The organism is Nocardia sp. NPDC004260 (assembly GCF_053603155.1).
The window spans coordinates 83,467-98,842 of sequence record NZ_JBSGEZ010000008.1; the positions used below are offsets into that span (position 1 = coordinate 83,467).

Consider the following 15,376-nt stretch of genomic DNA (forward strand, 5'->3'; position numbering starts at 1 on the left):
AGTCGCGTTCGAGATGGCTGGGATCATCCAGGCAGATCAGCTTCAGCGAGGTGTCCGGCCGCCAGTCCAGCGCGGCGAAGGTGATCTTGTCCCGCGCCCGCCCACGGTGCGGAGTCAGTGACCGACGTCGCCGTCGGTGGGATGGACCGATGCGGTTCGTGCTCAGGTCGCCAGATGAGTTCCTGGGCGGAGGCATCACGGCTGTATTCCGACGCCGTGCGCTGCGGAAAGGTGCACGCACCCGCAGTCGGGATGGCGGTCCCATCGGCGGCGATCGAGGGTGTGGGAGTCCAGGTCCAGTTCCAGCGTGGCGTTCAAGGTGGCGGGGGTTCGTCGGGGTGAGCAGTCGATGATCGTTTCGAGTTCGGCGAGGGCTATTGCCGTGGTGGCGGCGATTCCGGCGGGGGAGGCGTGGCCGATGCGGCCGAGTAGTTGGGCAGCGAGGTGTGGCCAGTCGGTGTCGTTCTGTGCGCGGATCAGGTCCGCGCAGCGCAGGCAGCTGGTGACGCCAGGCAACACCAAGGGACCGATGACGCCCTTGCTGTCGCGGATGCGCAGTGAAAGATGCGGGATCTGATGCAGCACTAGATCACTCACCAGCCGGGGGTCGGGCATCAGCGTGTCGGCGAGCACCACGAGGTCCGCACCCCAGGACCGCGCCGTCGCCGTACCGGTGGGGTAGTCCCGGGAACGGCTCGGCCGCATACCGAGCGCCCGCAAGCCGGCCGACACCGCGTCCGACAGCGGCCCGAGGCCGTGCACTCGCACTGTTCGCACGTGAGCGGCCCGGTCCTCCGGGTGGTCCAGCAGTCCGGCTTCATCGACCAGCGTGAGCAATGCCACGGCGCGTTCGGCATCGATACCGCATTCTCCGGCGCGCCAGATGATCTGCGGCTTGGTGCGCAGACCGTCGAGCAGGCGGAGGAAGGTGACGACGGTCTCGGCGTTCATGCCTTCCGGATCGAGCACCACGGCGGTTTCCGGATCGCACCCGAGTTGGACGACGCCGGTCGGGCGGACCAGGACGGTAACCCGCGGACGCAATCGAGGACCACGACACATCGTTGTCATGTCATCAGTATGTGAACCCCGCGGGGTACGGCCCGTGGCGAAATCCTCGGTTATCCACAGGATTTCGCGTCATCCACAGCCTGGATCAGGAGGATTCGCCGCCCTCTTTGCCCAGGTCAGGCCCGGTGTCGTCGTCCTTTTGCTCGCGTGCTGCTCGCTCACGAGCCTCGGTTTCGGCCAGTTGCGCGAGCGGATCGTCGAACACGGTGGCGCCGCCGCCGATGACCGAGTCGATGAAGCCTGCGGGGGAGTCCAGATCGTCGGAGTCCGGCAGCAGGTCGGGGTGTGCCCACACGCGGTCGCGGGCGGTCATGCCCGCGTCGGTGGTGAGCCTGCGCCACCGCGCCGCCGCCTCGCGCAGCTTGCGCGGCCGCAATTCCAGGCCGACCAGCGTGGCGAAGGTCTGCTCCGCGGGACCGCCGGTAGCGCGCCGCCTGCGCAGCGTCTCAGCCAGCGCGCCCGCACCGGGCAAGCGGTCGCCCACGGCGTCGGCGACGACCACCTGCACCCAGCCCTCGATGAGCGCCAGCAGCGTTTCCAGCCGTTCCAGCGCCTGCTTCTGCTCGGGCGTGGTCTGCGGCTCGAACGTGCCCTGGGCCAGGATCTCCTCGAGCTTCGACGGGTCGGTCAGCGACATCGGGTCGATGTTCTGCGCGGCCTGCTCCATCGCGGAGAAGTCCATCCGGATGCCGCGCGCGTAGTCCTCGACCGCGCCGAGTACCTGCTGGCGCAGCCACGGCACGTGCGCGAACAGCCGCTGGTGGGCGGCTTCCCGCGCGGCGAGGAACACCAGGATCTCGCTTTCCGGCTGCTCGAGTCCGGCACTGAACTCCGAGATCGCCGTGGGCAGCAGCGCCGCGGTGCCGGTGGGGCCGAGCGGAAGGCCGATGTCGGTGGAGGTCAGTACCTCTTTGGCGAGCTGGCCGAGCGCTTGGCCGAGCTGCGATCCGAAGGCCAGGCCGCCCATCTGTCCCAGCATGCCGACCATCGGCGCGGCGAACTGCCTGGCCTCTTCCGGCAGCGCCGCGGTCCACATGCCCGAAATCTGCTCGGCGACCGGGTCGCACAGCCGCTGCCAGGTGGGCAGGGTCTGCTCGATCCAGTCGTTGGCGGTCCACGCGGCCGTCTTGGCGGCGCCCGCGGGCAGGGTGGTTGCGCCGTCGAGCCAGAGTTCGGCGAGGCGCGCGGCGTCGGTCACCGCGCTCGCGGCGCCCGAGCTCACCGGGGCGACGGTCGGGCCGAGCTGCTGGCGGGCCAGCCGCTTGGCGACGTCGTAGTTCACCGGCCCGGCCTGCGCCGAGCCCGGTTGTCCCATGCCGCTGAGCATCTGGCCGAGCGAGGTCAGCATCTGGCCGAGTTGCGCCGGGTCGAATCCGCCCGCGCCGGACCCACCGATACCGAAACCGAACGGGTCGCTCGGGCCGGGACCGCTCGGCTCGTCACCGCGCTCGCGATCGTCGTCGTCGCGGTTCGAGAATCCGAAGGGGAGGTCGTTCATGCTCTTCACGTTACGCGTGTAGCACAGCGTCCCTGTGTTCGCGCGGCGCGAAACCGGAGGCGGCGCGCCCGGGCGAAATGACCGCCTCCGCCCACTCACGCCGCGGGCTGTCATTACTGTGGTCCAGGTGAATCGTCGGATCCTCACCCTGGTGGCCGCCCTGATCCCGGTGCTCGTGCTCGGTGTCGTCGGCAGCGTGCTGACTGTGCCGTTCGTCGCACTCGGGCCCGGCCCCACCTTCAACACCCTCGGCACGGTGGACGGCAAGGACGTCGTCGATGTGCGGGGCACCGAGGTCGATCCGACCACGGGCCATCTCAACATGACCACGGTGTCGGTGCGCGACGGGCTGAGCATCTTCGAGGCGTTCGGCTTCTGGGCCAGCGGCAAGCACGGCCTGGTGCCGCGCTCGGAGGTCTACCCGCCCGGCGTGTCGCGCGAGGAGATCGACAAGTCCAACCAGGAGGACTTCAAGGACTCGGAGGGCAACGCCGAGGTCGCCGCCCTGCACTACCTGAACCTGCCCACGGTCGTGCTGCTGCGCAAGGTGTCCGACGACGGGCCCGCTCACGACGCGCTGCGTGCGGGTGACGAGTTGATCAGCATCAACGGCACGCCTGTGACGACACCCAAGGATGTCGTGACCGCGGTCTCGTCCCAGGCGCCCGGCAGCACGCTCACCGTGGTGTTCCGGCGCGACAACGCCGAGCAGACCGCGTCGATCGTGCTCGGCGCCCGCCCCGGCGATCCGGCCAAGGGCTACCTCGGCGTGACGCCGGGCGAGGGCGCCCGGCCGCCGCTGGAGGTCGCGTTCAATCTCGCCGACATCGGAGGCCCCTCGGCGGGCCTGATGTTCAGCCTGGCCCTGATCGACAAGCTCACCCCCGGCGAACTGGACGGCGGCAAGTTCGTCGCGGGCACCGGAACCATCGATCAGGACGGCAAGGTGGGGCCGATCGGCGGCATCCAGTACAAGATGATGGCCGCGCGGGACGCGGGCGCGGAGACCTTTATGGTTCCCGCGGCCAACTGCGACGAGGCCAAACAGCGGATTCCCGACGGCCTGCGGCTGGTGCGCGTGGAGAACCTCACCGGCGCGGTGCAGTCGCTCAACGAGATCAACACCGGCAAGGAACCGGTCGGCTGCGGGTGAGCCGGATCGTTCGGCCGGTCGACAACCCGCAACGGAAGCTGCGCGACTCGCCCGGACTGCACAGCGGCTGGTGATCCCGACCGAAGAACGCCGCGCGCCCGACCGTTGAACCGCGATCGGGCCGGGCCGTGCCGCACCGGAGCGTCAGCGCTTCACTCCAGCGTGTGATGCAGAGCTTCGACGAGGTTCGGCGCCAGATTGGGGTAGGTGCGCAGGTCGAGGTCGCCGAAATCGTCCGCGTCGTCCTCGGGGCGCAGCTGCAACAGGCACAGCGACGCGCCGTCGCGCAGCACGGCGGCGAACAACCGGGCCTCCCTGCGCTCCGGGTGCGCCTCGGCGGCGGCGCGCGCGGCCGCGTCGGCGGCATCGTGGTCGGCCAGCAGCGGGGCGAGCGCGTCGTCGAGCGTCGATTCGGCGTCGGGCGGGAGCACCACGATCTCCTGCACCAGCACGCAACCGCGGACGGCGGGGGGCCAGGTGGTGGTGGCCAGGAATTCGTCCAGGGCGATCGAGCCGCCGGTGATGTCGTCCGGGAAAGCCTCCTGGGCGACCGGCGTCAGCTCGTCGCCCTCGTCGAGCTGATCCTCCAGTTCCGGCTGCGCCGCGACCAGCTCCGCGGTCGGCACCAGGGCGAACATCTGCGGGGGACGGCCCCACCCCTCGGCATCGACGAATTCCGCCACCTCCCGGACGGATCGGGCAAGGACGAGTTCGGCGTGCAGGTCTGGGGTCACGCGAACATCCAATCAAACCGCGGGCGCGGACAGCCGGAAACCCCGGGCGATCGATTCCCCGGCGCGGCAAGCGCAACCCTGCCAGCTGCATGGTGTCCGATTTCCGTAGAGTGGGCCGAGACGGTCCGGAAGGACCACCCGCAAGATCGGACTGCGGCGCATCGGCCGAGCGTATCGGTGCGAGCGTCGCCGGACCTTGGAGAGTGGCATCGTGGGCATGCGGCCCCCCACCGGCTTACCTTCGCTGTCCCGACGCAGCCGTGTGCTGCTGGTGGCGGCCATCGTCCTAGCGGCGTTACTGCTGCTCGGGCCGCGGTTGACGGACACCTACACGAATTGGCTGTGGTTCGGCGAGGTCGGCTTCCGCAACGTGTATCTCACCGTGCTGCGGACCAGGGTGCTGCTGTTCCTCGTCGTGGCGGCCTTCGTCGGCCTGGTGGTCTGGCTGGCGCTGCTGCTGGCCTACCGCACCAGGCCGGTGTTCGTGCCGGTGGCGGGCCCGAACGATCCGATCGCGCGCTACCGCACCACCGTGATGAGCAGGCTGCGGCTGTTCGGCGTCGGCATCCCGGTGCTGCTCGGCCTGCTGTCGGGTCTGGTGGCGCAGTCGAACTGGGTGACGGTGCAGCTGTTCCTCAACGGCGGATCGTTCGGCGAGAAGGATCCGGAGTTCGGTCTCGACGTCGGCTTCTACGCCTTCGACCTGCCCTTCTACCGGATGGTGCTGAACTGGCTGTTCGTCGCGGTGGTGATCGCGTTCTTCGCCAGCCTGGTCACCCACTACGTCTTCGGCGGCCTGCGGCTGACCGGCCGCGAGGGCACGCTCACCCGCCCCGCGCGCATCCAGCTCGCCCTGCTGGCCGGGATCTTCGTCCTGCTCAAGGCGATCGCCTACTGGTTCGACCGCTACGAACTGCTTTCCAGCAGCCGCAAGGAACCCACCTTTACCGGCGGTTCGTACACCGACATCAACGCGGTGCTGCCCGCCAAGCTGATCCTGCTGTCCATCGCGGTGATCTGCGCGCTGGCCTTCTTTGCGGGCATCGTGCTGCGCGATCTTCGGGTGCCCGCGATGGCCGCCGCGCTGCTGGTGCTGTCCTCGATCCTGGTCGGCGCGGTGTGGCCGCTGGTGGTCGAACAGTTCTCGGTGCGTCCGAACGCCGCGGACAAGGAGAGCGAGTACATCGAACGCAACATCGCCGCCACCAGGCAGGCGTTCGGCATCACCGACGACAGGATCGATTACAAGGACTACAAAGGCGAGAGCAGCAAGAGCCCGCTCGAGGTGCCGGTCGACGCCGCGACCATCGGCAACGCCAGGCTGCTCGACCCGAACATCCTCTCGCCCACCTTCACGCAGCTGCGCCAGCTGAAGAACTTCTACGGCTTCCCGGAGTCGCTGGACATCGACCGCTACAACCTCGACGGTGACGTCCAGGACTACATCGTCGCCGCCAGGGAGCTCTCGCCCGCGGCGCTGAGCGGCAACCAGACCGACTGGATCAACCGCCACACCGTGTACACCCACGGCAACGGCTTCGTCGCCGCCCCGGCCAACCGGGTCAACAAGCCGCCGTCGGACGATCCGAACGCCGCGGGGGGCAGTGGCGACGGCGGTTATCCGATCTTCATGGTGAGCGATCTGTTCACGCCGGCGGACAAGCAGCGGATCAAGGTGGACCAGCCGCGCGTCTACTTCGGCGAGCTGATCTCGCAGGCGAACCCGGACTACGCGATCGTCGGCGCGATGGACGGCCAGCGTCCGCGCGAATACGACTCCGACACCGCCCAATACACCTACACCGGCAAGGGCGGCGTGCCGATCAGCAACTGGTTCAACCGCCTCGCCTTCGCGGCCAAGTACGCCGAGCGCAACATCCTTTTCTCCTCGGCCATCGGCGACGACTCGAAGATCATCTTCAACCGCAGCCCGCGCGAGCGGGTGCAGAAGGTCGCGCCCTGGCTGACCACCGACGGCAACGCCTACCCCGCGGTGGTCGGCGGACGGATCGTCTGGATCGTGGACGCCTACACCACGCTGGACAACTACCCGTACGCGCAGACCACCTCGCTGGAGGGCGCGCTGGAGGACAGCATCGACAAGAAGACCGGGCGGCTGCTGCCGCGTAAGGCGGTCAGCTATATCCGCAACTCGGTGAAGGCGACCGTCGACGCGTACGACGGCAGCGTCACGCTCTACGAGGTGGACTCCTCGGACCCGGTGCTGAAGGCGTGGCGCGGGGTATTCCCGGGCGCGGTGAAGCCGGAGAGCGAGATCTCGCCGGAACTGCGGGCACACTTCCGCTACCCGGAGGATCTGTTCAAGGTGCAGCGCGAGATGCTGTCGAAGTATCACGTGGACGATCCTCGAGAATTCTTCACCAACAACGCTTTCTGGTCGGTTCCCGCCGACCCGACCACCGAGGGCGGGACCACCGCCAACCAGCCGCCGTATTACGTGCTGCTGGGCGACCCGAAAACGAACAAGCCGACGTTCAATTTGACCAGTGCGATGACCGGCTACAACCGGCCTTATCTCGCGGCCTATATCTCGGTGCGTTCCGACCCGGACGGCTACGGGAAATTCACGATTCTTCGATTGCCAACGGACACACAGACATTGGGTCCGCAGCAGACGCAGAACCGGATGACGACCTCGCCGGAGGTGTCCCGCGAGAAAACGCTGCTGTCCAATTCCAACAAGATCAAATATGGCAATCTGCTGACCTTGCCGGTCGCGGACGGCGGCATCCTCTATGTGGAGCCGTTCTACAACGAACGCAACACCGGGCCGAACACGGCGACCTTCCCGCAGCTGCTGCGGGTGCTGGTGAGCTATCGCGACGAGGCGGGCAACGTCAAGGTGGGCTACGCCTCGACCTTGGCGGACGCGCTGAACCAGGTGATCCCCGGTGCGGGCGCGCTGGCCACGCCGTTCGGCGGTGACTCGGGCACCAGGCCCAAGCCTGGCACCACTCCGGTCCCCGCCGAGCAGGGCAACAACGGGACCAGTAACGCCTCGGCTCCGCCGCCGGCCTCGGTTCCGCCACCGGCGACGGGCTCGGCCGCCGCCAAGGACGCCGCGGCGGCCGAACTCAACCGCAAGATCGAGAACGTGCGTAACGCCATGCGCAGCGGGAACTTCCAGGACTTCGGCCGTGCGCTGGACGAGCTGGACGCCGCGGTCAAGGCGTATCAGGACGCCGGTCGCTGAGTAGTGCCGCCGGATAGGACCGGCACGAAGAAAGACGCCGCCATCATCGCGATGGCGGCGTCTTTCTTTCGGCGCGGGAGGTGTCAGCGACCGAGGGAGTCGATCAGCGCGCTGTTCTGGCTCAAGATCTGCTCGAACTGTCCCTTCAGGCCGTACTGCTCGGCCAGCTCGTCCGCGGCGGACTTGGCCTTCTCCACCACGGACTGCGTGGCGCTCACGGCGGGCTGGGCGGGCTCGGGCACGGCGGGAAGTTCCTCCGCCGGGGCCAGCGTCTCGGGCTCGGAGGTGCCCTGGCGCAGGTACCGGCCGCACACCGGCCACGCGCCGGGGCCCTGGGTGGCGAGCACGTTCTCCGCCACGCGAATCTGCTCCGCCTTGCTGGCGGTGTGGGCCGAGCCCTTGCCGCCGTTGGCGGCCCAGGTGCTCTGCGAGAACTGCAGGCCACCGTAGTAGCCGTTTCCGGTGTTGATCCCCCAGTTGCCACCGCTCTCGCACTGCGCGACGCCGTCCCAGTCGTGGGTGGCCGCGGAGGCGGAAGCGGTGGAGAATGCGAACGGGACGGCAACAAGAGCGCCGGTGATGGCGGCGAAGCCGATGGCGCGGGTGCTGATCTTCCGGTTCTCAGTCATGGTCGTTTCCCTCCCTGCGCCCGCCGACACGGCGATCGTGCTTTCTGCCGTGTCCCTGTCCCCAGGTCGTCGGGGATCCTCGAGCCGCGGGACAGGGTCACCGGTGTTCGGCGGTTCGAGTTCTAGCCCGTCTCGGATGATCCGGGCCGTGGAGTGACGGTAACGAAGAATTCTCAGCAGATCACATCTTGATAACGCCGGAATTGCATGATTCGAATAACTCGAATATGCGAGTTTTACCAGGTGGGAAACGTCGTCAACACGCGGATTCCATGCGAAGTTATCGCATCGTTATGTGAGTGAGATCACCCCGATATGGTGAAGTAGATCACGTTTGAAATGGGTTTTCGGTGGTGAATCTTGTGGGCGCGGTGCGGAAATGTGCGGCGTCGTGATTGCTGCGGGATGGTTCCCGAGTTCGGTGGCGGGCGGATGTCCCTGTCGTGCGGTCTGTTCACCTCGTCGAAACCGCCTCTGAGCTGGCGATTTGCAGACTCTGCGAACCCATGTGTAATGTTGTGTTCACCGACGCGGGGTGGAGCAGCTCGGTAGCTCGCTGGGCTCATAACCCAGAGGTCGCAGGTTCAAATCCTGTCCCCGCTACTAGGGAAACGGCTCCGGAACCAGTGGTTCCGGAGCCGTTTTACGTTGTTCTGGTCTGCGCGCGCGTCTACTGCCGGTGCAACCGCTCGCGGACCGCGTCCATGCGGTCGCGTAATTCGTCCGGGCTGATCACGCCGCGATCCATCAGGGTGTGCGCCGTGACGACGACCGAGCGGGTGCGTACCGGGAAGTCGCGATAGATCGTCTCGCCCAGTGCGTCCTCGGCGTGGCGGCGTTCCAGGTTGTCGAACGCGCCGCGCCACGAGAGGCATTCGCACGTGGCCTGCATGCTGGACTCCCACGGGTCGGGTTTGCCGTCGAGCTCGGGCAGCGAGGTCTCTCGGTGCGACGCGGGGTTCAAGGTCTTCAGCAGGACTTCGTACGGACCGCTCGTCACGGGCGGCCCTCCTTCTCGGCGGCGGCGTCGACTCGGTTCGGTGGCTGCTGTGCGGTCCAGTCGGCCTGGGGCAGCGCCACGCCGATCATCGTGTCCCGGGTGACGATGGCGGCCAGCTGTTCCTCGGTCCAGCCCTCGGTTCCCTCTGGGCGCATCGGCATCACCATGAAGCGCGATTTCTGGTTGGAGTCGTGCACCCGGATCTCGACGTCAGGCGGGAAGTGCAAGCCGAATTCGGCGAGCACTTCGCGGGGCCAGCGCACCAGGCGGCGACGGTAGTTGGGCGTGCGATACCAGTCCGGGGACATCCCGAGCACCGGTCGCGGATAGCACGAGCACAGCGTGCACACGATGACGTTGTGCACTTCGGGCGTGTTCTCCAGCACGTAGAAGTAGGTGTAGTCGCTCGGCGTCCCCGATCCGGTCGGATCGCGCCAGTCGATGCCGATCTCCTTGCACGTCTCGGTGCCGTCGGCGAGCAGACGGGCCTTGAACTCGGGGTCGGTCCACGCCTTGGCGACCAGCTTCGACCCGCCGTGCGGACCCACCGATTCGGCCCACTCGGCGAACCTGCGGTGGTCTTCCCGGGAGAACAGCCCCTTCTCGATGGCCAGTTCCCGCACCGCCGTCTCGAGCACCTCGAATTCGCTGATCTGCTCGCTGGTCCGGATCGGCGCGTGTGCGTCGTGATCGTGGGTCCGGCTCACTGGGCATCCTCCTCCGCGGGCTCGAGCCAGCGCTCGGAGACCTCCGTCTCCAAGGTGTCGACGTCGAAGCCGGTGTATTTGGGCCATAAATCCTTCTGGCGGAATCGCACGACGTAGAACGGCTCGACGCGACCGTCGTCCCGTCCCCATGCCTCGTCCTCCGGGATGATCCACTCCGGCCGGTACTCGACGACGACGCCGGTGTGCCCGCGGGTGTAGGCCTGGGTGCGGGTGTGGAACATCGACGTGGCGTCGCGGACGCGCACGCGGTCGCCGATCCGGTACCTCCTGCTCATCTGCGCGCCTCCATTCGTGCGCGTACTTCGTCCAGCTTGTCCGACAGTTCGTCGGGGGTGATCAATCCCTTGGCGACCAACGTCTTCGCCGCGACGGTCGCCCAGCGTGCGTAGTAGGGGAGACCGAAGTACAGCGTCGCGCCGAGGTCGTTCTCCGCTCGCCTGCGTTCCTCGGAGTTCCATACGCCGCGCCAGCCGAGGCATTCGCAGGTGACGTACGTGCTCATCTCCCAGGCCTCTTCCTCCTTCTCCCGGTACTCGACCGGAGTGTCCGGCTGGCCGCCTACGTCGTGCAGAACGTGCCGGAGGGCGGCGAACAACGCGTTCGAGATCTCGTAGGGCGAGTCCAGCGGCTCGCGAAACACCGGTGCGAGGTCCGCGACGCGATGCTGCAACTCGTCGAATCGGTTCGGTGCGCTCATCATGTCTCCGAAGTGACGGATCCGGGGTCCACGGCGGGGCGGTTGCGGCGGGTGTGCTCGCGCACGCCTTCCCTCGTCGGAACTGGAGTGGGAACGAGCGCCATGGAAACTCCAACGGGACGGCCCGCCCAGCAGGCGGGTGCAGTCGGACGACGGGGTGTGACCCCAGTCACAATCGCATGGTTCGGATACCGAGCGTACACGTCGAGATCGATTTGCTGAAGGATGCCTGTGGCGCGGCGAAGAGGGTCGCGCCGGCTCTTGGAATTGGCGCTGCCGACCCTCTTGACTAGCGGAAAATGTGGAGGAAACTATTCATTACACCGGAGCACCGGTAGGTGAGCGCACTGTCAGCTGAGACGTCGGTAGGCAGTGAAGACACCGACCCAGGATCCGGCTAGGCCCCCGGCAAGCCAGTCGAAAAAACCGGAGACTCAGCGACGACTGAGGATCACGGAAACGACGAGACTACCGGGGACTGATCTGTGTAGGAGGTCTTTCGCCTGGTTTCAGGCTCGCGAACAGGACCGGAGTCTCTGCTGAATCGGCCCACTCCAACGGAATGCTGATGGTTGACTAGCCGTGTGCCGGCTGTCTCGGCCGCACACTCGGCAACCCGTATCAGGAGGCACCCGCAATGCCCACTCATGACGGAAGCTGGCCGCAGGGAACACCGTGCTGGGTCGACTGCCAGGTCGACGACCCGGCGCGGGCCCGCGAATTCTATGGCGCACTCTTCGGCTGGGAGATCCAGGACAGCCCGCCCGAAGCGGGGGGATATCTGATGGCGATGCGCAACGGCCGCGCGGCCGCGGGCATCGGACCCAAGCCGGAAGGCATGCCGATGCCGTCGGTGTGGACCACCTACTTCGCCGCCGACAGCGCCGACGCCATCGCGGAGAAGGTGACCGCCGCGGGCGGTTCGCTGATGATGCAACCGTTCGACGTGCTCGATGTCGGCCGCATGGTCGTCGGCGCCGACCCCACCGGCGCGGTCTTCGGGATCTGGGAGGCCAAGGCCCACAGCGGCGCGGGGGTGTACAACGAGCACGGCGCCTACTGCTGGAACGAACTGCACACCAGCGACTACAAGAAGGCCCAGGAGTTCTACGCCGATGTGTTCGGCTGGCAGTACTCCGAAATCGGCGACGGCGAGAATTTCGTCTACTCCACCTTCAGCTTGCCGCAGGGCGGGGACCCCGTCGGCGGCATCAACGACTCGACGAAGATGCCGGGTGACAACCCGTCGTATTGGCTGGTCTGGTTCCAGGTCGGCAACACCGACGACGCGCTCGTCAAGGCGCGCGATCTCGGCGCCACGGTCATGTCCGGACCCGACGACAGTCCTTTCGGCCGCATGGGCCTCGTCCAGGGGCCACAGGGTGAAGTCTTCGGCGTCATCGATCCGACGACGACCGTCGGGGAGCCGCCGACCGGCGCGTGAGTTGTCCGGCGGCGACAACCGAGCCGCCGCGCTCGGTTGTCGCCGCCGCAGCAATCGTGGTTTCGGCGGGAGTGTCGACGGGCTCCGCAGCTCGCGGCGAGGGAGCGTAGGGCCCGGTCGACACGACTCGTGAACGACGCTCGTGCCGACGGATGCGGCGATTCGTCGAGGTTCAGGCCACGGTCGGTATACCCGGGTCAGTCGGTGCGCGCCGATTCGGGCGACACCAGACCGTGCTGATGGGCGTAGACCACGGCGTGGATGCGATCGCGGACCCCGAGTTTGGCCAGGATGCGGGAGACGTGGGTCTTCACCGTCTCCTCGCCGACGCCGAGCTGCGCGGCGATCTCGGCATTGCTGCGCGCGTCGGCGAGCAACAGCAGCACCTCCAGTTCGCGGGCGGTGAGCTGATGGACCTCCGGTGGGGTGCGCGGCGGTGCGAGCGTGTTCGCGAAGCGGGAGACCAGACGGCGGGTCATCGACGGGTCGATCAGCGCGTCTCCGCGCGCCGCGATCCGGATGGCCGCGACCAGTTCTTCCGGCGGCAGGCTCTTCAGCAGGAACCCGCTCGCGCCCGCCTGCAGGGCGCGATACAGGTTGGCTTCGCTGTCGTAGGTGGTGAGCACAAGGACGTGCGTGCCGCCCGCGGCCACGATCGCGGCGGTGGCGGCGAGCCCGTCCAGTTTCGGCATCCGGACGTCGAGGATCGCGACATCCGGTCGTACCCGGGCGGTCTCGCTGATCGCGGCGCGGCCGTCGCTCACCTCGGCGACGCAATCCAGATCCGGCTGACTGTCGACGACGGCGCGCAGGCCGGAGCGGAACATGCTGTGGTCGTCGGCGATCAGGACGCGGATGGGCAGGTTCACGATCCTCCGATCGGCACCGACACCGTGGTGTGCCAGTGCGTGGCGTCGCGGCCGCAGTCCAGGTCGCCGTCGAACAGCTCGGCGCGGCGGCGGATTCCGTTGAGGCCACGCGGTACCGAGGTGTCCGCGGTGACCGGTTCGGGGGCGAGGGGATTGGTCGCGCGCAGCACCACCCGCTTGGGCAGGTACTCCACCTCCAGTCGCGCGTGCGTACCGTCTCCGTGCCGCAGCGCGTTGGTCAGCATCTCCTGCACGATGCGGTACAGCGTGATGTTCAGCGAATCCGGCAGTTGCACCGCCTCGCCGCGCACGCTTGTCTCGACGTCCAGCCCGGCCGCGCGGACGTGCTCGATCAGCCCGTCGATGTCGGCCAGTCCCGGCTGGCGCTGCCCCTCGTCCTCGTGGCCGTGCAGCAGGTCGAGCTGGCGGCGCAGATCGACCATCGCGGCCCGGCTGCTGGACTCCACCGCGGACAGCGACCGGGCGGCGGCCTCGCTCGCCGTGCCGCCGAGGGCCAGCCGCGCCGCGCCCGCGTGGATGCCGATGGCGCTGACGTGATGCGAGATCACGTCGTGCAGGTCGCGGGCGATGGCTGCCCGCTCCTCGGTGACCGCTCGCTCAACGGCCGTCCGGTGCTCCTGCTGCCGCAATCGGGCGCGCTGCTCCAGATCGGCGATGTAGGCGCCGCGCGCCGCCGTGTAGCGGCCGACCAGCCACGGTACGCAGCCCGCGGAGACGGTCGCGGCGAGCAACAGCCGCCAGTCGTGCGCCGCGGCGCTGTCGGTGAACAGGTGCGCTCCCGCGACTCCCGCGCACAGCAGCAGCATGGTGAGCACGGAAGTCGGCCCGGCGAGCCATGCCCCCGCGCGATATCCGGCCACCAGAAACCCGACGTCGGCGAATCGCACCGGGAATCCGTGCCGGTACAGCAGCAGCGCGGCCAGGAGACGGACGAGCACTTGTACCGCCGCGACCACGCCCGCCGTCCGGGGCGGCGCGGCCAAGGCGAGATCGGCGGCGACGATCGCCGTGACCGCGGCGACCGTCTGCCACGGCGCCACCGCGAACACGCCGCACAGACCGAGCACCACCGCGTCGATGGCGGCGGCCACCACGGCGACCACCACCGACTGGCGAGCCAGCGACCTGCTCACGTCCACCAGTTCGTCACCGCCTCCATTCGGTTCCGGTGCCGAGCCCTGAAAGTGATCCTAATGATCGGGCCCCGTCCGAAGACGCCGCACGGACGACAACTCTGCCCCGGTGCGGCCGCGCCCGCGTCCCCCGTGCGGGGGACGCGAAGTCCCTCGTCGGCGCGATGTTTTCCCAGGCCCGAGCCCGTAGCGTCGGGGAGCGACGGCAGACGAAGAAGGAGTACCCATGGGCCGTGTGGAGTTCGAGTTGCTGACCTACGCCATCCCAGCATTCGCGGCGCTCATGCTGATCGAGTGGATCGCCTACCGCCGTGATCCCGACCGATCCGGCAACGGCGGATCGGCCCGCGACACCGCATCCAACGTGACGACGTTCACGTTGGGCAGGCTGGTCAGGCCGCTGATGCAGCATCTGGTGCCGTTCTCGGCGGTCGTAGTCGCCGCGGCGCTCACGCCGCTGCACCTGTCGCCGCGATCGTGGTGGGTCTGGGTGCTCGGCGTGATTGTGACGGATCTCTGCTACTACTGGGCGCACCGGGCCGATCACCGGGTCCGGCTGATGTGGACCGCGCACAACGTGCACCACTCCAGCGAGCACTTCAACCTCTCCACCGCGCTGCGCCTCTCCTGGCTGCATCCGATTCCCAACATCCTGCGTGGACTGGCGTGGGTGCCCGCGGCGCTGCTCGGCTTCCCGGCCTGGATGATCTTCCTGTTGCAGGGCATCGGGCTGCTCTACCAGTTCCCGATCCACACCCAGCGGGTCGAGACGCTGCCGCGCCCGATCGAGTTCCTGTTCAACACCCCGTCGCACCACCGCGTGCACCACGGGTCGAACAAGCCCTACATCGACAAGAACTACGGCGGCATCCTCATCATCTGGGATCGCATGTTCGGCAGCTTCGCCGCCGAGTCCGAACCGGTCCGCTACGGCCTCACCAAGAACATCGGCACCGACAATCCGTTGAAGGTCAACTACCACGAACTGGCGGCGCTGATCCGCGACGTGCGCGGCGCGAGCACCTGGCGCGGGCGGCTCGGGTACGTCTTCGGCCCGCCCGGCTGGACCGAGCACCCCGCACCGCCTGCCTCGATCGAGCCGCCGGTCCGCGCCGAGGAGCACGTCCCAGCCGTGCGGCTCGCGTCCTGATCGACCGGTGGCGGGTAGCCGGGCGGCACGAGCCG

The 15,376-nt window shown here is 68.0% G+C and carries 14 protein-coding genes and 1 tRNA gene; 5 read left to right on the top strand and 10 right to left on the bottom strand.

All coding sequences use genetic code 11. From position 1 onward, the window contains the following. Positions 1–195: 195 nt before the first annotated feature. The gene (locus ACWEO7_RS07360; protein ID WP_452421561.1) at positions 196–1,071 is read right to left on the bottom strand and encodes a hypothetical protein; all 876 of its coding nucleotides are present in this window, start codon (positions 1,069–1,071) and stop codon (positions 196–198) included. An 85-nt stretch (positions 1,072–1,156) separates the two neighbouring features. After that, a complete protein-coding gene (locus ACWEO7_RS07365; RefSeq protein WP_452421562.1) occupies positions 1,157–2,569 on the bottom strand; it encodes a zinc-dependent metalloprotease in 1,413 nt (470 codons plus the stop codon). A 127-nt stretch (positions 2,570–2,696) separates the two neighbouring features. On the opposite strand from ACWEO7_RS07365, the gene ACWEO7_RS07370 reads away from it, so the two are divergent. After that, positions 2,697–3,722: a YlbL family protein gene (locus tag ACWEO7_RS07370; protein WP_452421564.1), complete on the top strand. Its 1,026-nt coding sequence runs from the start codon at positions 2,697–2,699 to the stop codon at positions 3,720–3,722. Positions 3,723–3,874: 152 nt separating this feature from the next. On the opposite strand, the gene ACWEO7_RS07375 is transcribed toward ACWEO7_RS07370, so the two are convergent. After that, a complete protein-coding gene (locus ACWEO7_RS07375) occupies positions 3,875–4,456 on the bottom strand; it encodes a PPA1309 family protein (protein WP_452421566.1) in 582 nt (193 codons plus the stop codon). Between the two features lie 211 nt (positions 4,457–4,667). On the opposite strand from ACWEO7_RS07375, the gene ACWEO7_RS07380 reads away from it, so the two are divergent. Next, complete coding sequence (locus tag ACWEO7_RS07380; protein ID WP_452421568.1) at positions 4,668–7,670, top strand: UPF0182 family protein; 3,003 nt, start codon at positions 4,668–4,670, stop codon at positions 7,668–7,670. Positions 7,671–7,753: 83 nt separating this feature from the next. Here the strand turns inward: ACWEO7_RS07380 and ACWEO7_RS07385 are convergent, their stop codons facing one another. Next, positions 7,754–8,299, bottom strand: a complete 546-nt coding sequence (locus tag ACWEO7_RS07385; RefSeq protein ID WP_452421570.1) for a transglycosylase family protein — start codon at positions 8,297–8,299, stop codon at positions 7,754–7,756. Positions 8,300–8,828: 529 nt separating this feature from the next. On the opposite strand from ACWEO7_RS07385, the gene ACWEO7_RS07390 reads away from it, so the two are divergent. Next, positions 8,829–8,902, top strand: a tRNA-Met gene (locus ACWEO7_RS07390). Between the two features lie 67 nt (positions 8,903–8,969). Here ACWEO7_RS07390 and ACWEO7_RS07395 read toward each other — a convergent pair. Genes ACWEO7_RS07395 through ACWEO7_RS07410 form a run of 4 tightly spaced genes read right to left on the bottom strand, consistent with a single transcriptional unit; the run spans position 8,970 to position 10,724 of the window. Further along, the gene (locus tag ACWEO7_RS07395; RefSeq protein WP_452421572.1) at positions 8,970–9,299 is read right to left on the bottom strand and encodes a ScnB; all 330 of its coding nucleotides are present in this window, start codon (positions 9,297–9,299) and stop codon (positions 8,970–8,972) included. After that, positions 9,296–10,006 (bottom strand): thiocyanate hydrolase subunit gamma, encoded by a 711-nt coding sequence (gene scnC / locus ACWEO7_RS07400; protein ID WP_452421574.1) that lies wholly within the window; start codon positions 10,004–10,006, stop codon positions 9,296–9,298. The genes ACWEO7_RS07395 and scnC overlap by 4 nt, the downstream gene beginning before the upstream one ends. Continuing rightward, positions 10,003–10,302 carry an SH3-like domain-containing protein gene (locus ACWEO7_RS07405; protein WP_357882612.1) on the bottom strand — a complete coding sequence of 100 codons (300 nt, stop codon included), beginning with the start codon at positions 10,300–10,302 and terminating at the stop codon, positions 10,003–10,005. The genes scnC and ACWEO7_RS07405 overlap by 4 nt, the downstream gene beginning before the upstream one ends. Then, positions 10,299–10,724: a hypothetical protein gene (locus ACWEO7_RS07410; RefSeq protein ID WP_452421576.1), complete on the bottom strand. Its 426-nt coding sequence runs from the start codon at positions 10,722–10,724 to the stop codon at positions 10,299–10,301. Before ACWEO7_RS07410 ends, ACWEO7_RS07405 begins: the two co-directional genes overlap by 4 nt. A gap of 637 nt (positions 10,725–11,361) precedes the next feature. On the opposite strand from ACWEO7_RS07410, the gene ACWEO7_RS07415 reads away from it, so the two are divergent. Further along, entirely contained in the window at positions 11,362–12,168 is an 807-nt protein-coding gene (locus ACWEO7_RS07415) for a VOC family protein (protein ID WP_452421578.1), read from the top strand. A gap of 197 nt (positions 12,169–12,365) precedes the next feature. Here the strand turns inward: ACWEO7_RS07415 and ACWEO7_RS07420 are convergent, their stop codons facing one another. Next, on the bottom strand, positions 12,366–13,037 hold the full coding sequence (locus tag ACWEO7_RS07420; protein WP_452421580.1) for a response regulator: 672 nt from the start codon (positions 13,035–13,037) through the stop codon (positions 12,366–12,368). After that, positions 13,034–14,197: a sensor histidine kinase gene (locus ACWEO7_RS07425; RefSeq protein WP_452421582.1), complete on the bottom strand. Its 1,164-nt coding sequence runs from the start codon at positions 14,195–14,197 to the stop codon at positions 13,034–13,036. Before ACWEO7_RS07425 ends, ACWEO7_RS07420 begins: the two co-directional genes overlap by 4 nt. A 220-nt stretch (positions 14,198–14,417) precedes the next feature. Between ACWEO7_RS07425 and ACWEO7_RS07430 the strand changes: the two genes are divergently transcribed. Then, positions 14,418–15,341, top strand: coding sequence for a sterol desaturase family protein (locus ACWEO7_RS07430; protein ID WP_452421584.1), 924 nt, complete (start codon positions 14,418–14,420; stop codon positions 15,339–15,341). Positions 15,342–15,376: the final 35 nt, after the last annotated feature.

What these genes read in the sequence shown, in the direction of transcription:
- ACWEO7_RS07360 (WP_452421561.1), bottom strand. Translation starts at nt 1,071, where the DNA reads ATGACAACGATGTGTCGTGGTCCTCGATTGCGTCCGCGGGTTACCGTC.
- ACWEO7_RS07365 (WP_452421562.1), bottom strand. Translation starts at nt 2,569, where the DNA reads ATGAACGACCTCCCCTTCGGATTCTCGAACCGCGACGACGACGATCGC.
- ACWEO7_RS07385 (WP_452421570.1), bottom strand. Translation starts at nt 8,299, where the DNA reads ATGACTGAGAACCGGAAGATCAGCACCCGCGCCATCGGCTTCGCCGCC.
- ACWEO7_RS07405 (WP_357882612.1), bottom strand. Translation starts at nt 10,302, where the DNA reads ATGAGCAGGAGGTACCGGATCGGCGACCGCGTGCGCGTCCGCGACGCC.
- ACWEO7_RS07410 (WP_452421576.1), bottom strand. Translation starts at nt 10,724, where the DNA reads ATGAGCGCACCGAACCGATTCGACGAGTTGCAGCATCGCGTCGCGGAC.
- ACWEO7_RS07415 (WP_452421578.1), top strand. Translation starts at nt 11,362, where the DNA reads ATGCCCACTCATGACGGAAGCTGGCCGCAGGGAACACCGTGCTGGGTC.
- ACWEO7_RS07430 (WP_452421584.1), top strand. Translation starts at nt 14,418, where the DNA reads ATGGGCCGTGTGGAGTTCGAGTTGCTGACCTACGCCATCCCAGCATTC.